This window comes from Pseudomonas sp. ML2-2023-3, assembly GCF_037055275.1.
GTDB lineage: Bacteria > Pseudomonadota > Gammaproteobacteria > Pseudomonadales > Pseudomonadaceae > Aquipseudomonas.
Genome location: NZ_CP146343.1, coordinates 3785224 through 3800106, shown reverse-complemented (window position 1 = coordinate 3800106; position 14883 = coordinate 3785224). Strand labels below are relative to the sequence as shown.

Sequence of the window (14883 nt, the reverse complement as noted above, 5' to 3'; positions counted from 1 at the left end):
CGTAAGGGCGAAACCATCGTTTCAGTTAACCGCGAATGCTGGATATGTACCCCGTGTGACAGTTGTTTTGCGATGCGCCCGCACCTATGTCGAGTACATATCCATTCGATATGTCACGACTTTCTCGGGTTCCGCCCTTACGGCGTGTCACTTGTGCGCCCAGCATGGGCGCCATCCTAGAGGTGAAAGTCCTCTCTTGAGCTGGCCACAGCGAATGAAGCGAAGCGCAACTGCATGAGGGTGACCAAGTGTGGGAAGGAAGCGTGGAGCATAAACCGCGAGCCGAGGTACACAAACCGCATCTGAGGCATCTCTGGTCAGGGCGAGCAGGCAAGTGACTGCGAAGCTCTTGTGGCCAAAGCACCGGGGATGTAAATGCGGCGGTTGTGCGGTGAAGGATGGCGTTCTTACCTGGGGAGATCTCGCCTCATGCCTGAAAGGGCGACGGCGCAAGCCGGAGCGAGAAGTCAGCAGAGGCCGTAGTAGCTTCGTTGCAGTGAAGGGCCAAACGAGAAGGAGTGAGGTTCACCATGGCGATACAGCAGGCCTTGCATCAGATGCCCGGGAAACCGGGGCGGGACGGAGCTGCGACGGGTGAAACCCGACGCGAAGCGTCCAGCGATGAAGCCGGCGGTCCGCGTCATGACCCGAACCACATGGGGTCAGGACTTCTGCAAGAAGCCCTGACCAGAGAAAACCTGCAATTAGCGCTCAAGCGAGTCCGGTCAAATAAAGGTGCTGCGGGCGTCGACGGTCTTGGGATCGATGAGACGGTCGAGCATCTGTTAACGGCCTGGCCCGTGATACGGGCGCAGTTGCTGGCGGGAACGTACCGGCCAAGTCCGGTGCGTAGAGTTCTGATTCCCAAACCCGACGGAGGCGAGCGCAAGCTGGGCATCCCAACGGTGACGGACAGATTGATTCAACAGGCGCTATTACAAGTTTTGCAGCCTCTGTTGGACCCGGTATTCAGTGATCATAGCTATGGTTTTCGTCCCGGTCGCAGCGCTCATCAAGCGGTATTGGCAGCGCAGCAATATATTGATTCGGGGCGGGACACTGTGGTGGACGTTGATCTGGAGCAGTTCTTTGATCGCGTTGATCATGACCTGTTGATCGCTCGACTGAGCAGAAGGGTAACCGACCGAGGCGTTCTGCGTCTGGTCCGGGCCTACCTGAACAGCGGGACGTTGATCGACGGCATAGTGGTAGCCAGTAAACGAGGGACGCCGCAAGGCGGCCCACTCTCACCATTACTGGCCAATGTATTGCTGGACGAGGTGGACAAGGAGCTGGAGCGACGAGGCCATTGCTTCGTCAGGTACGCGGACGATGCGAACGTTTACGTACGCAGCCTGAAGGCCGGTCAACGGGTAATGGCAGTGCTCCGTCGCCTTTATGATCGACTTAGACTGCAAGTGAACGAGAGCAAGAGTGCGATTGCCAGTGCGTTTGGCCGCAAGTTTCTGGGCTACGGCTTTTGGCTGTCTGCTCAAGGCGAGGTCAAACGCTGGGTGGCAAGCAAAGCGCTACAGGCGTTCAAAAGCCGCATCCGTCAGCTGACTTCTCGTAATGGAGGACGAAGCATGTCGCAGGTGGTGGAAGGTCTGAGACTGTACCTGCTGGGTTGGAAAGCGTACTTCGGTTTATCGCAAACGCCTCGCCTCTGGCACCGGTTCGATGAATGGATCCGCCGACGACTCAGGGCTATCCAGCTCAAACAATGGAGAACCGGAAGGAGGACGTACCGTGAGCTACGCAAACTTGGAGCAGGACCTGACTTGGCAGCGGCGATAGCCAGCAACAGCCACAGGTTCTAGCACAACAGTGTCGGTCTGATCCATGGAGTGCTTACGGTGGCGTGGTCCGACCGGTTGGGTCTACCTCGACTCTGCTGACCTCAACTTCTCGAACCGCCCGGTGCGGACCCGCATGCCGGGTGGTGTGGCAGGGGCGCGGCCAGATGGCCGTCCCCTATGCCGATTTTCCAAACGCCGAAAAAGTAACCAAAAAGGCTTGCCCTACCATTCGGCCGCCTCGCCCAGGCTCGGTGGTTCCCTCACTCCGGCACTGTCATGGGGGCACGCCGCGACGGGCCATCCATGGCCCATCGCGGCTGGCGCGGCGTCCTGCCGCGCCACCCCCATAACAGCACCTGCGTTCGGCCTTCTGTGATGGGCATTCGCGTCGTCTGGACATACGTGTGGCTCCAGCAAAAGCAAAATGCATCGCAGACGCCACAGAGCCTTGCACAAAACGTTTTAGCGCCAACAAACAAGTCGCTGACGAGGAACGAAGGCTGCGATCGGCATGATCGCGGTGCATCTGAAGCATCGGATTGAATGGTTTTGCGGTCGCTGCGTGCCCGATCGCAGCCTCGCGGAGCTCGTCAGCGGCTACGTAGTGACAGAGCTCTGCGCACTAATCGGATAACGATCCGCAGTAAACGGATATTGCTTCTCGAATCGACTCCCTAACCTGACCAGGCCTGAACAATAACAACGGAGGCCCTGGCCATGTCCCTGGGAATCGATTACTTGAATGCCATGCTTGAAGAAGACAAGGACAAGGGCGTCTACCGCTGCAAGCGCGAGATGTTTACCGACCCTGATCTCTTCGAACTTGAAATGACCCACATCTTCGAGGGCAACTGGATCTACCTCGCCCACGAGAGCCAGATCCCCAACGTTAACGACTTTCTGACCACCACCATTGGGCGCCAGCCGATTTTTATCGCGCGCAACAAGGCCGGTGAGCTCAACGCTTTCCTCAATGCCTGCAGCCATCGCGGCGCCATGCTGTGCCGGCACAAGACCGGCAATCGTGCCAGCTACACCTGCCCGTTCCACGGCTGGACCTTCAACAACAGCGGCAAGCTGCTCAAGGTCAAGGACCCGAGCGCGGCCGGCTACCCCGAAGGTTTCAACTGCGAAGGTTCCCACGACCTGACCAAAGTTGCCCGTTTCGAGTCCTATCGCGGCTTTCTGTTTGGCAGTCTCAACCCTGACGTCAAATCCCTGGCCGAACACCTGGGTGAGTCGGCCAAGATCATCGACATGATCGTCGACCAGTCCGCCGATGGCCTGGAAGTACTGCGCGGCGCCAGTTCCTATATCTACGAAGGCAACTGGAAACTCGCCGCTGAAAACGGCGCCGATGGCTACCACGTCAGCTCCGTGCACTGGAACTACGCCGCCACGCAAAACCAGCGCACCCTGCGTGAAGCCGGTGAAGAAATCAAAACCATGAGCGCCGGTAGCTGGGCCAAGAGCGGTGGCGGTTTCTACTCGTTCGACCACGGCCATTTGCTGCTCTGGACCCGCTGGGCCAACCCCCAGGATCGCCCGGCCTACGAGCGCCGCGACGAGCTGTCACGGGACTTCGGCCAGGCCCGCGCCGACTGGATGATCGATAACTCGCGCAACCTGTGCCTGTATCCCAACGTCTACCTGATGGATCAGTTCAGCTCGCAAATCCGCATCGCCAGGCCCATCTCGGTCGACAAGACCGAGATCACCATTTACTGCATCGCCCCCAAGGGCGAAAGCAGTGAAGCGCGCACCAAGCGTATTCGCCAGTACGAAGACTTCTTCAACGTCAGCGGCATGGCCACCCCGGATGACCTGGAAGAGTTCCGCTCCTGCCAGACCGGTTACGGCGCAGGTCGCGGCTGGAACGATATGTCTCGCGGTGCCGAGCACTGGGTCGAAGGTGCCGATGCCGGTGCCCGTGAAATCGACCTCAAGCCCTTGCTGTCCGGCGTTCGTACCGAAGATGAAGGCCTGTTTGTGCTGCAACACAAGTACTGGCAGGAAACCATGCTCAAGGCCACGGCGTGCGAGCCTGGGCTGATCCCCGTGGAGGCCGTGCAATGAACAGCCTCTATGGAATGGTGTGCGAATTTCTGTATCGCGAAGCGCGTTACCTGGACGACGGCCAGTGGGATCAATGGCTGGAGCTGTACGCCGCCGATGCGAGTTTCTGGATGCCGTGCTGGGACGACAACGACACCCTGACCGAAGACCCGCAAAGCGAAATTTCGCTGATCTGGTACGGCAGCCGTGGCGGCCTGGAAGACCGGGTGTTCCGGATCAAGACTGAGCGCTCCAGTGCGACCATGCCCGACACCCGCACCTCCCACAACCTGAGCAATATCGAGATCGTCGACGAGGCCGACGGGCTGTGCCAAGTGCGATTCAACTGGCACACCCTGAGCTTTCGCTACAAGACCACCGACAGCTACTTCGGCACCAGCTTTTACACCCTCGACCTGCGCGGCCCCCAGCCGCTGATCAAGGCCAAGAAAGTAGTGCTCAAGAACGACTACGTGCGTCAGGTCATCGACATCTACCACATCTGATCAACGCTGTGATGCGTGCCTGAAGGTGCCTGCGGGCACCTGCGGCCCGGCATCGCCTGCGAGGTACATTATGAGCTTTCAAATTGCGCTCAATTTCGAAGACGGCGTTACCCGTTTTATCGAAGCCAACAGCCAGGAAACCGTCGCCGATGCGGCTTACCGCCAGGGCATCAATATCCCGCTGGACTGCCGCGACGGTGCCTGCGGTACCTGCAAGTGCTTTGCCGAAGCCGGGCGCTACGAGCTGGGCGACGACTACATCGAAGACGCGCTGAGTGAAGATGAAGTCGAGCAGGGCTACGTGCTGACCTGCCAGATGCGTGCTGCCAGCGACTGCGTATTGCGTGTGCCCGCTTCTTCGACAGTGTGCAAGACCCAGCAGGCCAGTTTTGAAGCGAGCATCAGCGATGTGCGCCAGCTGTCCGAGAGCACCATTGCGCTGTCGATCAAGGGCGAGTCCCTGAGCAGCCTGGCCTTCTTGCCGGGTCAATACGTCAACTTGAATGTACCGGGCAGCGACCAGTCGCGGGCTTACTCCTTCAGCACGCTGCAAAAGGATGGCGAGGTCAGTTTCCTGATTCGCAATGTGCCCGGCGGATTGATGAGCAGCTTCTTGACCGGGATTGCCAAGGCGGGCGACAGCATGACCCTGGCCGGGCCGCTGGGCAGCTTCTATTTGCGCCAGATCCAGCGCCCGCTGTTGCTGCTGGCCGGAGGCACGGGGCTGGCACCGTTTACCGCAATGCTGGAAAAAATCGCCGAGCAGGGCAGCCCGCACCCGGTGCATCTGATCTATGGCGTGAGCAACGACTTTGATCTGGTTGAAATGGACCGCCTGCAGGCCCTGAGCGCCCGCATTGCCAACTTCAGCTTCAGTGCCTGCGTGGCCAACCCGCAGAGTCAGCATCCGCTCAAGGGCTACGTCACCCAGCATATCGAGCCATGCCATCTGAACCAGGGCGATGTCGACGTGTACCTGTGCGGCCCGCCGCCGATGGTGGAGGCAGTCAACCTCTACATCCGTGAGCAAGGCATTACACCGGCCAATTTCTACTACGAAAAATTCGCCGCTGCCGCTTGATTCCTTTTTAACCGAGGTTGCCATGAACAACAGATTCGACAACAAGGTCGTGCTGGTTACCGGCGCAGCCCAAGGCATCGGACGCCGTGTGTGTGAACGCTTGCTGGCCGAAGGCGCGCAGGTCATTGCGGTGGATCGTTCTGAACTGGTTTTCGAGCTGCAGGGCGAGGGCGTGCTCACCCTGACGGCCGACCTTGAACAGTACACCGACTGCGCTCGGGTGATGGCTGAGGCGGTAAAAACCTTTGGCCGTCTCGATGTGCTGATCAATAACGTGGGCGGCACCATCTGGGCCAAGCCGTTCGAGCACTATCAGGTCGAAGAAATCGAGGCTGAAGTGCGCCGCTCGTTGTTCCCCACCCTGTGGTGCTGCCATGCGGCGCTGCCCTACATGCTGGAACAGGGCCGTGGCGCAATCGTCAATGTGTCTTCAATCGCCACCCGCAGTGTCAACCGCGTGCCTTACGGCGCGGCCAAGGGCGGAGTGAATGCACTGACTGCCTGCCTGGCGTTCGAGAACGCCGGGCGCGGTATTCGGGTGAATGCCACCGCACCGGGGGGCACCGAGGCACCGCCGCGACGTATTGCGCGCAATGACGCCGAGCAAACCCCGGACGAGAAAGTCTGGTACCAGCAAATCGTCGACCAGACCCTGGACAGCAGTTTGATGAAACGCTACGCCAGCCTCGATGAGCAGGTCGGCGCGATCCTGTTTCTGGCCAGCGACGAAGCCTCCTATATCACCGGCGTAACCCTGCCGGTCGGCGGCGGCGACCTCGGCTGAAGGGCCGGTATCAAGTACCTGACGGGAAGACTGAAATGAACCAAGTCCTGATTGAAAGCCTGACGACCCTGATCGTCGACCTGCCCACCATCCGCCCGCACACGCTGGCGATGCATACCATGCGCAAGCAGACCCTGGTGATCCTGCGCCTGCGTTGCAGCGACGGCATCGAAGGTATCGGCGAAGCCACCACCATCGGCGGCCTGGCCTACGGGTACGAGAGCCCGGAAAGCATCAAGGCCAACATTGATGCGCACCTCGCGCCAATGCTGGTGGGCAAGCCTGCGGACAATATCAATGCCGCCATGCAGACCCTGGACAAGATTGCCAAAGGCAATACGTTTGCCAAGTCCGGGATCGAAAGCGCGTTGCTGGACGCTCAGGGCAAGCGCCTGGGGCTGCCGGTCAGCGAGCTGCTGGGCGGTCGGGTACGTGACAGCCTGGAAGTGGCCTGGACCCTGGCCAGTGGCGACACCGCCCGGGATATCGCCGAAGCCGAGCAGATGCTGGATGTGCGCCGTCACCGGATCTTCAAGCTCAAGATTGGGGCCAACCCGCTGGAGCAAGACCTCAAGCATGTGCTCGCCATTAAAAAGGCCCTGGGCGACCGGGCCAGCGTGCGCGTCGACGTCAACCAGTACTGGGACGAATCCCAGGCCATCCGGGGCTGCCAGGTGCTGGGTGACAACGGTATCGACCTGATTGAACAGCCGATTTCACGGGTCAACCGCTCGGGCCAGGTGCGCCTGAACCAGCGCAGTCCGGCGCCGATCATGGCCGACGAGTCCATCGAAAGTGTCGAAGACGCCTTTAGCCTTGCGGCAGACGGCGCGGCCAGCGTATTCGCCCTCAAGATCGCCAAAAACGGCGGCCCTCGCGCCGTGCTGCGTACTGCGCACATCGCCGAAGCTGCGGGTATCGCCCTGTACGGCGGCACCATGCTTGAAGGTTCGGTGGGCACGCTGGCATCAGCCCATGCGTTCCTCACCCTCAAGCAACTGACCTGGGGCACAGAACTGTTCGGGCCGTTGCTTTTGACCGAAGACATCGTGACCGAGGCGCCCCAGTACCGGGATTTTGAGCTGCACATTCCGCGTACCCCGGGTCTGGGCCTGATGCTGGACGAAGAACGCTTGGCGCGCTTCAGCCGCTGACACTTGTCCTTTCCAAACCCGCATTAATGATTTTCAAGGAGCCCCCCCCCATGCTTTTCCACGTAAAAATGACCGTGAACCTGCCACTCGACATGGACCCGGCCAAGGCCGCGACGCTCAAGGCCGACGAAAAGGAACTGGCCCAGCGCCTGCAACAGGAAGGCAAGTGGCGCCACCTGTGGCGCATTGCCGGGCACTACGCCAACTACAGCGTATTTGACGTGGCCAGCGTCGAGGCCTTGCACGACACGCTGCTGCAATTGCCGCTCTTCCCCTACATGGATATCGAGATCGAAGGGCTGTGCCGCCACCCGTCTTCGATCCATGACGACGACCGCTAACCCTTTCATTCCCTCGCACAAGAACAAGATAAGGTGAGCCCCATGACCGTGAAAATATCCCACACTGACGGTATCCAGAGCTTCTTCAAAGAAGCCGCCGGCTTTGGCAGCGACAATGGCAGTCCGCGTCTCAAAAGCATCATCCTGCGAGTGCTGCAGGACAGCGCAAAAATCATCGAAGACCTTGAAATCACCGAGGACGAATTCTGGAAGTCCGTGGACTACCTCAACCGTCTGGGCGGCCGCTCGGAAGCCGGTCTGTTGGTAGCAGGCCTGGGCATCGAGCACTTTATCGACCTGTTGCAGGACGCCAAGGATGAGCAGGCCGGTCAGGTCGGCGGCACGCCTCGCACCATCGAAGGCCCGCTGTACGTGGCCGGTGCGCCGCTGTCCGAAGGGCACGCGCGGATGGACGACGGCAGTGAAGAGGGTGTCGCCACTGTGATGTTCCTCGAAGGCCGGGTGTTCGACACCCAGGGCAAGCCGCTGGCTGGCGCCACGGTCGACCTGTGGCACGCCAACACCAAGGGCACCTATTCGTTTTTTGACCAGAGCCAGTCTGAGTACAACCTGCGTCGGCGCATCATCACGGATGCCGAAGGTCGCTATCGCGCCCGCAGTATCGTGCCATCGGGCTACGGCTGCGATCCACAGGGGCCGACCCAGGAATGCCTGGATCTGCTGGGGCGCCACGGCCAGCGTCCGGCCCATGTGCACTTCTTTATCTCGGCCCCCGGCCATCGGCACCTGACGACCCAGATCAACCTGTCGGGCGACAAGTACCTGTGGGACGACTTTGCCTATGCCACCCGTGAAGGTCTGGTGGGCGAAGTGCAGTTTCGCGACGATGGCGCCCGTGATGTGACGGGGCGATATGCCGAACTTGCCTTCGACTTCCAGCTGCAGCAGGCCGCCGCCCCGGCAGCCGAGTTGCGCAGCCATCGCCCGCGGGCGTTGCAGGAAAATTGTTCGTCCAGCAACAGTTGAGCAACACCCAGGCGTGAATCCGGGCACTCCGGAGGCGGGTAATCCCCCCCGGACGAGCCCTGAATCCGGGCCCGCAAGGTGAATCGATACAGCGGCATGGTCTGTGCAATGTTCCTGAAAAAACACTTCAGGAACCACACCCATGCCTGCAACCGCTTCGAACAAACCGCTCATTCGTCGTAGCCGACTCTGGCAAGCCCTGACCCTGGCCGTCGTCAGTACAGGGCTTGCGACACTGGCCAGCGCCGATGACAGCGATGTCCCTTCGCTGGCCGGCAAACGCATCGCCATCAGCATGACGGGCACCAGTCATTATTTCGATGTGAAAGCCTTTGAAGCGCAGGTCGAGGAGGTCAAGCGCCTTGGCGGCACGCCGATCACCCTGGATGCCGGGCGCAATGATAAAAATCTGGTGACGCAACTGCAGACGGTGGTGACGCAAAAGCCGGATGCCGTGATCCAGACCCTGGGCACCCTGAGTGTGATTGACCCGTGGCTCAAGCGCATCAGCAAAGCCGGTATACCGCTGTTCACTATCGACGCACCCTCGCAATACAGCCTCAACAACACCACTTCGGACAATGTCGCCACGGGTAAAAACCTGGCCGGGCAACTGGTGGCAGACAGCGGTGGCAAGGGCAATATTCTGGTGTTCAACGGTTTCTATGGCGTGCCGGTGTGCGCGATCCGTTATGACCAGCTCAAGCTGGCCCTCAAGGATCATCCTGAGCTCAACATCATCGACCCCGAACTGCGGGATGTGATCCCCAACACCGTGCAGGATGCCTACAGCCAGGTCAGCGCGCTGCTCAACAAATACCCCAAGGGCAGCGTCACCGCGATCTGGTCCGCCTGGGATATTCCCCAACTGGGCGCCAGCAAGGCGCTGGTGGACGCCGGGCGCACGGAGATCAAAACCTATGGTGTCGACGGCACGCCTGAAGTGCTTGAGCTGCTTAAGCGCGAGGACTCACCGGTGGGCGCAGTGGTGGCCCAGCAACCGGCACTGATCGGTAAAACCGCCGTGCAGAATGTGGCGCGCTATCTGGCCGGGCAGCATGACTTGCCCAAGGAAACCCAGGTGCCGACGTTGCTCACTACCGCGGCCAACCTTGAGCAGGTGCAACGTCTGCGAGGCGACCAGTGACTCCCCCCGCGCTGCATCTGCAGGGTATCGCCAAGCGCTTCGGGCCTACCCAGGCGCTGGACGGCGTAGACCTGTGGGTCGAGCGCGGCTCGATTCACGGCCTGGTGGGTGAGAACGGCGCCGGCAAATCGACCCTGATCAAGGTACTGGCTGGCATCCACCGGGCCGACAGCGGCACCCTGGCGATCGACGGGCAGCCCTTTACTGCGTTGAGTCCGCGTCAGGTCGAGGCCTTGGGCGTACATTTCATTCATCAGGAGCGTCTGTTGCCCGCCCGTTTTACCGTGGGTGAAGCGCTGTTCTTTGGTCATGAACTCAGGTGCGGCCCTTTTGTCCGGCGCCGCGCCCAGGACCGTGAGGCGGCACGGCTGTTACGTGAGTACTTTGATCTGGAGTTCCCGGCGGGCGCACTCGTCAGCGAGCTGGACAGTGCGCAGCGTCAGATTCTGCAAATTACCCGGGCCTTGCTGGCCAAGCCCAAAATACTGGTGTTCGACGAACCCAGCGTGTCCCTGGTCAAGCGCGAAGTCGATCAGCTGTTGGCAATCATTCGTCGTTTGCGCGATCAAGGCCTGACGATTGTGTATATCTCTCACTACCTGCAGGAAATCGAAAGCCTGTGCGATCAGGTTACGGTGCTGCGCAATGGTCGGGCCGTGGCGGTGGTCGATCCGCGTACCACCTCGACCACGCAGATTGCCCGGCTGATGGTCAATCGCGACGTCGGCGAGATGTACCCCAAAGATGTGGTCAAGCCGGGTGAGGTGGTGCTTGAACTCAAGGGTTTGGGTTTTGGTTCTGCGTATCACGACATCAATGTGAGCCTGCGCCGGGGCGAGGTGCTGGGGCTGACCGGACTGGTGGGGTCCGGTGCCAAGGAACTGCTTAAAAGCCTGTTCGGCCTGGTGCAGCCCGACCGTGGCAGTGTGCACTTGCAGGGGCGCCTTGTGCGCCTCAAGTCCCCCCGCGACGCCGTTCGCAAAGGCATTGCGCTGGTTCCTGAAGAACGCCGCAGCCACGGGGTAGCGCCGCTGCTGTCAGTGCTTGAAAACCTGACCCTGGCCGGGCTTTCGCGGTTCAGCCGCTGGGGGCTGATGAACCCCGCGGCCGAGGCCCGGGAAAGCGAACGACTGATCGCTGAACTGGGTATCAAGACTGCGGGCCGCGACGCCCCGGTCCGGCAACTGAGTGGCGGCAATCAGCAAAAAGTCGCACTGGGTAAATGGCTGGGTCGCGGCTGCGCGGTGTACCTGCTTGACGAGCCCAGTGTGGGGGTCGACATCGGGGCCAAGGTCGAGATCTATCGCCTGATCGGCCGCCTTGCCCAGCAAGGCGCGGCAGTGCTGGTGCTGTCCTCGGACTTGCCGGAGCTGATGGGTATTACCGACCGGATTCTGGTGATGCACCGTGGGGCCCTGGCCGGTGAGTTCGATGCACGCCAGGTCGACAGCGACCGTTTGCTGGCCTGCGCCACAGGGGCCCGTGAGTTGTCCGCCCCGTGCCTTTCTTCCGAGCGGGAGCCTGAACATGCCTTCGTCTGAAATCCTCGCCCGGCCTTTAGTGCGCAGGCTGGGCCTGCTGGTGCTGCGCCGGGGTTCACTGCTGGCGTTCCTGCTGATTCTGGCGGTGTTCGCGGTCAGCGCACCCGACTTTCTCAGCCCGGGCAACATTGCCAACGTGTTTGCCCAGTCGGCGATCCTGGGCATCCTCGCCTTTGGCCTCACCTGCGTGGTGATCGGCGGTGGTTCCAACGTTGTTTCGGGCGGTCTCGATCTGTCCCTGGCGGCCAATCTGGGCCTGTGTGCGGCGGTCTACAGCAGCCTGAACAACGCGGGACTGCAGGCCGGGGAGGCTATTGGCCTGACCTTGCTCTGCGGGCTGGCCGTCGGTGCCCTGAACGGTTTTACCGTGGTGGTGCTGCGCCTGCCGCCACTGCTCGCAACCCTGGCGAGCATGAACCTGATTGCCGGGCTGGAGCTGGTACTGACCCAGAACAGCGTGTTGCCCACCGATTCGGCGTTGCTGGACACCCTGGCCAATGGCGAGTGGCTGCAGGTGCCTGCGCTGGCCTGGGTGCTGCTGGGTGTGGCGTTGTTGCTGGGCCTGCTGATTCAGCACAGTCCTTATGGATTGCGTTTGTACGCGGTAGGCGAATACCCCGAGGCGGCACGGGCCGCCGGGTTGGGGGTGGGCCGCTACGTGTTTTCCAGTTACCTGATCGCGGGGCTGTGCGCCGCCATTGCCGCCTTTTGCTCGGCCGCGTATTTCAGCGGCAGCACCACGGGTTCCGGGGAAATGCTGCTCTCGGTCGTGGCCATCGCTTTTCTGGGGGTGGTGTTTTCAAGGCGGCTGGTGGCGAACATCCCCGGCACGTTGTTGGCGACGCTGTTGCTGGGTTTTTTGATTAACGGTTTCCAACTGCTGAACATCGCCAGCTTCTGGGTCAATGGTGTGCAGGGGGTCCTTATTTTAGTGGTGGTGGCCATGTCCAGCGCCTTGCGCACAGAGGAGGGCGGACAATGACCACGCTCGCTGCAACGCCCGTGTCTACGCTGTTTTTATCCCGCGCATTGCGGGGGATCCTGCCGCTATTGATCGTCGTGATCGTTGGGTTTTTCGCGGCGACAGCGCCGGGGTTCTTGACCCTCGGCAACCTGAGCAGCCTGCTGCTGAACAATTTTGTGCTGCTGGCGATAATTGCCATCGGCATGACCTGGGCGGTGGCGGCAGGGGGGATCGACTTGTCGGTGGGCACGGCGCTGGACTTCGCCAGCCTGGCCTTTGTGGTGGTGCTTAATGGCGGTCATGGCCTGGCCATTGCGATACCCGCAGCCTTGCTCGCCGGGGTGCTGGTGGGCGGCTTCAATGCGGGGCTGATCGCAGGTCTTGGCATTACGCCGTTTCTGGCAACCCTGGGTACGTTGTTTATCGGCATCAGCGTTCAGCAATTACTGTCTGAAGGGGGGCAGCCGATCTACATTGCGCAGAGTGTTTTGCCGGGGCTCACCGGTATGACGTGGCTGGGGGTGCCGCTACCGTTGTGGCTAGTACTGGGCGTGGCGGTGGGGTACGGGGTGATACTGGCCCGAGGGCGACTGGGGCGAGAAATCCTGGCGGTTGGCACCCAGGTGCAACTGGCGCGCTACTCGGGGCTGTCGATCCGCGTGATCAGCCTCAAGGTGTTTATCGCCAGTGCGCTGGCCTGTGCCGTCGCCGGGATTGTGCTCAGTTCCACGGTCAACGCCTACGTGCCGATGTCGGGCAATGCGTTCTTGATCAATGCCATTGGAGCGGTGTTCATGGGCACCACCCTGAGCCGAACCGGGCGCGCCAACATCCCCAGCACGTTGCTGGGGGTGTTGTTCATCAATGTGATTGCCAATGGTCTGTTGCTGATTGGCTGGAACTTCTATTGGCAGCAGGTGGCGACCGGCGCGCTGATTTTGCTGGTGCTGGCGTTCAGTTTCGCCAGCCGCCGCCTGCAGTTGGGGCACTCGTCGTGATCTATCCGGCCTTGAGGCTATTGCCGATCTGCCACACATACAGTGGCTCAGTCCCGTTGACGGCCCAGTCACCGACTATCCGTGCCTTGTATATCCACGGGTTGTGGGAGGCTGCCGTGCGGGCATTGCGCCAATGGCGATCCAGCGCCTTGCTCACACTGACCCCTGAAGCCCCCAGGGCGTTGAACAGATCGCTGGTCGCCCGCAGGATCAACTCCGACACCACGACCTGAGCTTTTGACGTCTCGATTTCGGCATCGATGTTGGCCTGGCGCTCGGCGTCTGTGTCCTGGGCCAGTCGCGCTACATAGGCCCGTTGCAGAGGTTCCGCCGAGCGCAGGGTAGCCGCTTCGGCCGCATACACCTGGGCCGATATCTGCCCGACCACCTGCAGGATCTGGGCGTCGCCACTGGCGGTGTCGGCATTGCCGTGGCTGAACACCCGTTTGCGCTCGCGAACCTCTTGGGCAATATCCCGTTCCACGGCACGGCCAATGCCCGCCAGTACGGCCAGCAGCACCAATTGATAAAACGCCGTCTGGTATTTAAACCGCGTCTCGAAGGGAATCACGTGTTCGGCGCTCAGGGGGACATCCACATACTGCGAGGTGCCGCTGCCGGTGGTGCGCTGCCCGAAGCCGTCCCAATCATCGCTCTGGGTCACGCCGGGATGACTTGCATGCACCAGCGCAATCACGTCGGCGCCGTTGTCGGAGCGTTGGGCGTACACATCGATCCAGTCGGCAAAGATACTGCCGGTGCTGTAGTACTTGGCCCCGTTGAGCAGGTAGTTCTCACCGTGGGGGGTGATTTTGGTGAGGATTTCCCCCAGTTTGACCGCGCCGACCTCGGTCCAGCCATTGCCTACCAGTTCACCTGCCACAAAGCGTGCGAACCAGGCCCCGCGTAACGGGCCAGGAGGTGCATTGAGGCGGTCTTCGACAAACGCAAAATGGCCGCGCAGTGATTGTGGAATGTTGGAGTCGGCTTCGGCCAGCTCGATCAGCAACTGGAACAATTGACCGATGGACGCACCGGCACCGCCATACTCGACGGGCACTCTGATTGCGCCAAAACCGGCCTGTTTCAACCAGCGAATGGGCTCGTAGGGCAGCTCGCGAGCGTGTTCGCGTTCAACATTGCCGGCGGCGATTTTGCGGAACAAGGGACGAAAGCGATTGGCCAGGGTCTCGTAGTCGGTACCCGCGGACAGAGGTGAAGCGGTCATGGCAGTTCTCCTGAAATGGAAGATTCCTGTCATGGGGGATTGCATGGTTTGTGCCGTTGGCGACAAGCCCGCAAAGCCTGGGATTCGCTCAAGCCAACTGACTGCTGGCCAACAGTTAAAAGCCAAGGTGTACGAAAACAGCACAGCCACCCTCACGAATACCCCTGTGGGAGCGGGCTTGCTCGCGGGGGTATCGCCGCGGTTTAACTCAAGGATCGCGGCGCCCGTATCTCGACCAGGCCCGCTCCCGCAGAGCAGGCGTAGAACCGGCACGGCCTGTGCAACAGCGCCTGCAATG

Annotated in this window: 12 protein-coding genes and 1 pseudogene; 12 read left to right on the top strand and 1 reads right to left on the bottom strand. The window is 61.0% G+C overall.

What is annotated here, in order from left to right:
- Positions 1–530 precede the first annotated feature (530 nt).
- From ltrA to V6P94_RS17355, 12 genes and pseudogenes are all read left to right on the top strand, one after another.
- Positions 531–1898, top strand: a pseudogene (gene ltrA, locus V6P94_RS17410) (group II intron reverse transcriptase/maturase).
- A gap of 618 nt (positions 1899–2516) precedes the next feature.
- Positions 2517–3875: a benzoate 1,2-dioxygenase large subunit gene (benA, locus tag V6P94_RS17405; protein ID WP_133078506.1), complete on the top strand. Its 1359-nt coding sequence runs from the start codon at positions 2517–2519 to the stop codon at positions 3873–3875.
- Positions 3872–4360, top strand: a complete 489-nt coding sequence (gene benB / locus V6P94_RS17400) for a benzoate 1,2-dioxygenase small subunit (protein WP_133078507.1) — start codon at positions 3872–3874, stop codon at positions 4358–4360. Before benA ends, benB begins: the two co-directional genes overlap by 4 nt.
- 70 nt (positions 4361–4430) lie before the next feature.
- A complete protein-coding gene (gene benC / locus V6P94_RS17395) occupies positions 4431–5441 on the top strand; it encodes a benzoate 1,2-dioxygenase electron transfer component BenC (protein WP_219262703.1) in 1011 nt (336 codons plus the stop codon).
- A gap of 22 nt (positions 5442–5463) precedes the next feature.
- Positions 5464–6225 (top strand): 1,6-dihydroxycyclohexa-2,4-diene-1-carboxylate dehydrogenase, encoded by a 762-nt coding sequence (locus V6P94_RS17390; protein ID WP_133078509.1) that lies wholly within the window; start codon positions 5464–5466, stop codon positions 6223–6225.
- Between the two features lie 35 nt (positions 6226–6260).
- Entirely contained in the window at positions 6261–7379 is a 1119-nt protein-coding gene (locus V6P94_RS17385) for a muconate cycloisomerase family protein (protein ID WP_219262704.1), read from the top strand.
- Positions 7380–7429: 50 nt separating this feature from the next.
- The gene (gene catC, locus V6P94_RS17380) at positions 7430–7720 is read left to right on the top strand and encodes a muconolactone Delta-isomerase (RefSeq protein ID WP_133078511.1); all 291 of its coding nucleotides are present in this window, start codon (positions 7430–7432) and stop codon (positions 7718–7720) included.
- 42 nt (positions 7721–7762) lie between these two features.
- A complete protein-coding gene (gene catA / locus V6P94_RS17375) occupies positions 7763–8707 on the top strand; it encodes a catechol 1,2-dioxygenase (protein WP_326397777.1) in 945 nt (314 codons plus the stop codon).
- Positions 8708–8849: 142 nt separating this feature from the next.
- Positions 8850–9854 carry a sugar ABC transporter substrate-binding protein gene (locus V6P94_RS17370; RefSeq protein ID WP_326397778.1) on the top strand — a complete coding sequence of 335 codons (1005 nt, stop codon included), beginning with the start codon at positions 8850–8852 and terminating at the stop codon, positions 9852–9854.
- Positions 9851–11395: a sugar ABC transporter ATP-binding protein gene (locus tag V6P94_RS17365; protein ID WP_326397779.1), complete on the top strand. Its 1545-nt coding sequence runs from the start codon at positions 9851–9853 to the stop codon at positions 11393–11395. The genes V6P94_RS17370 and V6P94_RS17365 overlap by 4 nt, the downstream gene beginning before the upstream one ends.
- On the top strand, positions 11382–12377 hold the full coding sequence (locus tag V6P94_RS17360; protein ID WP_326397780.1) for an ABC transporter permease: 996 nt from the start codon (positions 11382–11384) through the stop codon (positions 12375–12377). Before V6P94_RS17365 ends, V6P94_RS17360 begins: the two co-directional genes overlap by 14 nt.
- Positions 12374–13357, top strand: coding sequence for an ABC transporter permease (locus V6P94_RS17355; protein ID WP_326397781.1), 984 nt, complete (start codon positions 12374–12376; stop codon positions 13355–13357). The genes V6P94_RS17360 and V6P94_RS17355 overlap by 4 nt, the downstream gene beginning before the upstream one ends.
- Position 13358: 1 nt before the next feature.
- On the opposite strand, the gene V6P94_RS17350 is transcribed toward V6P94_RS17355, so the two are convergent.
- Entirely contained in the window at positions 13359–14585 is a 1227-nt protein-coding gene (locus V6P94_RS17350; RefSeq protein WP_219262708.1) for an acyl-CoA dehydrogenase family protein, read from the bottom strand.
- Between the last annotated feature and the right edge of the window lie 298 nt (positions 14586–14883).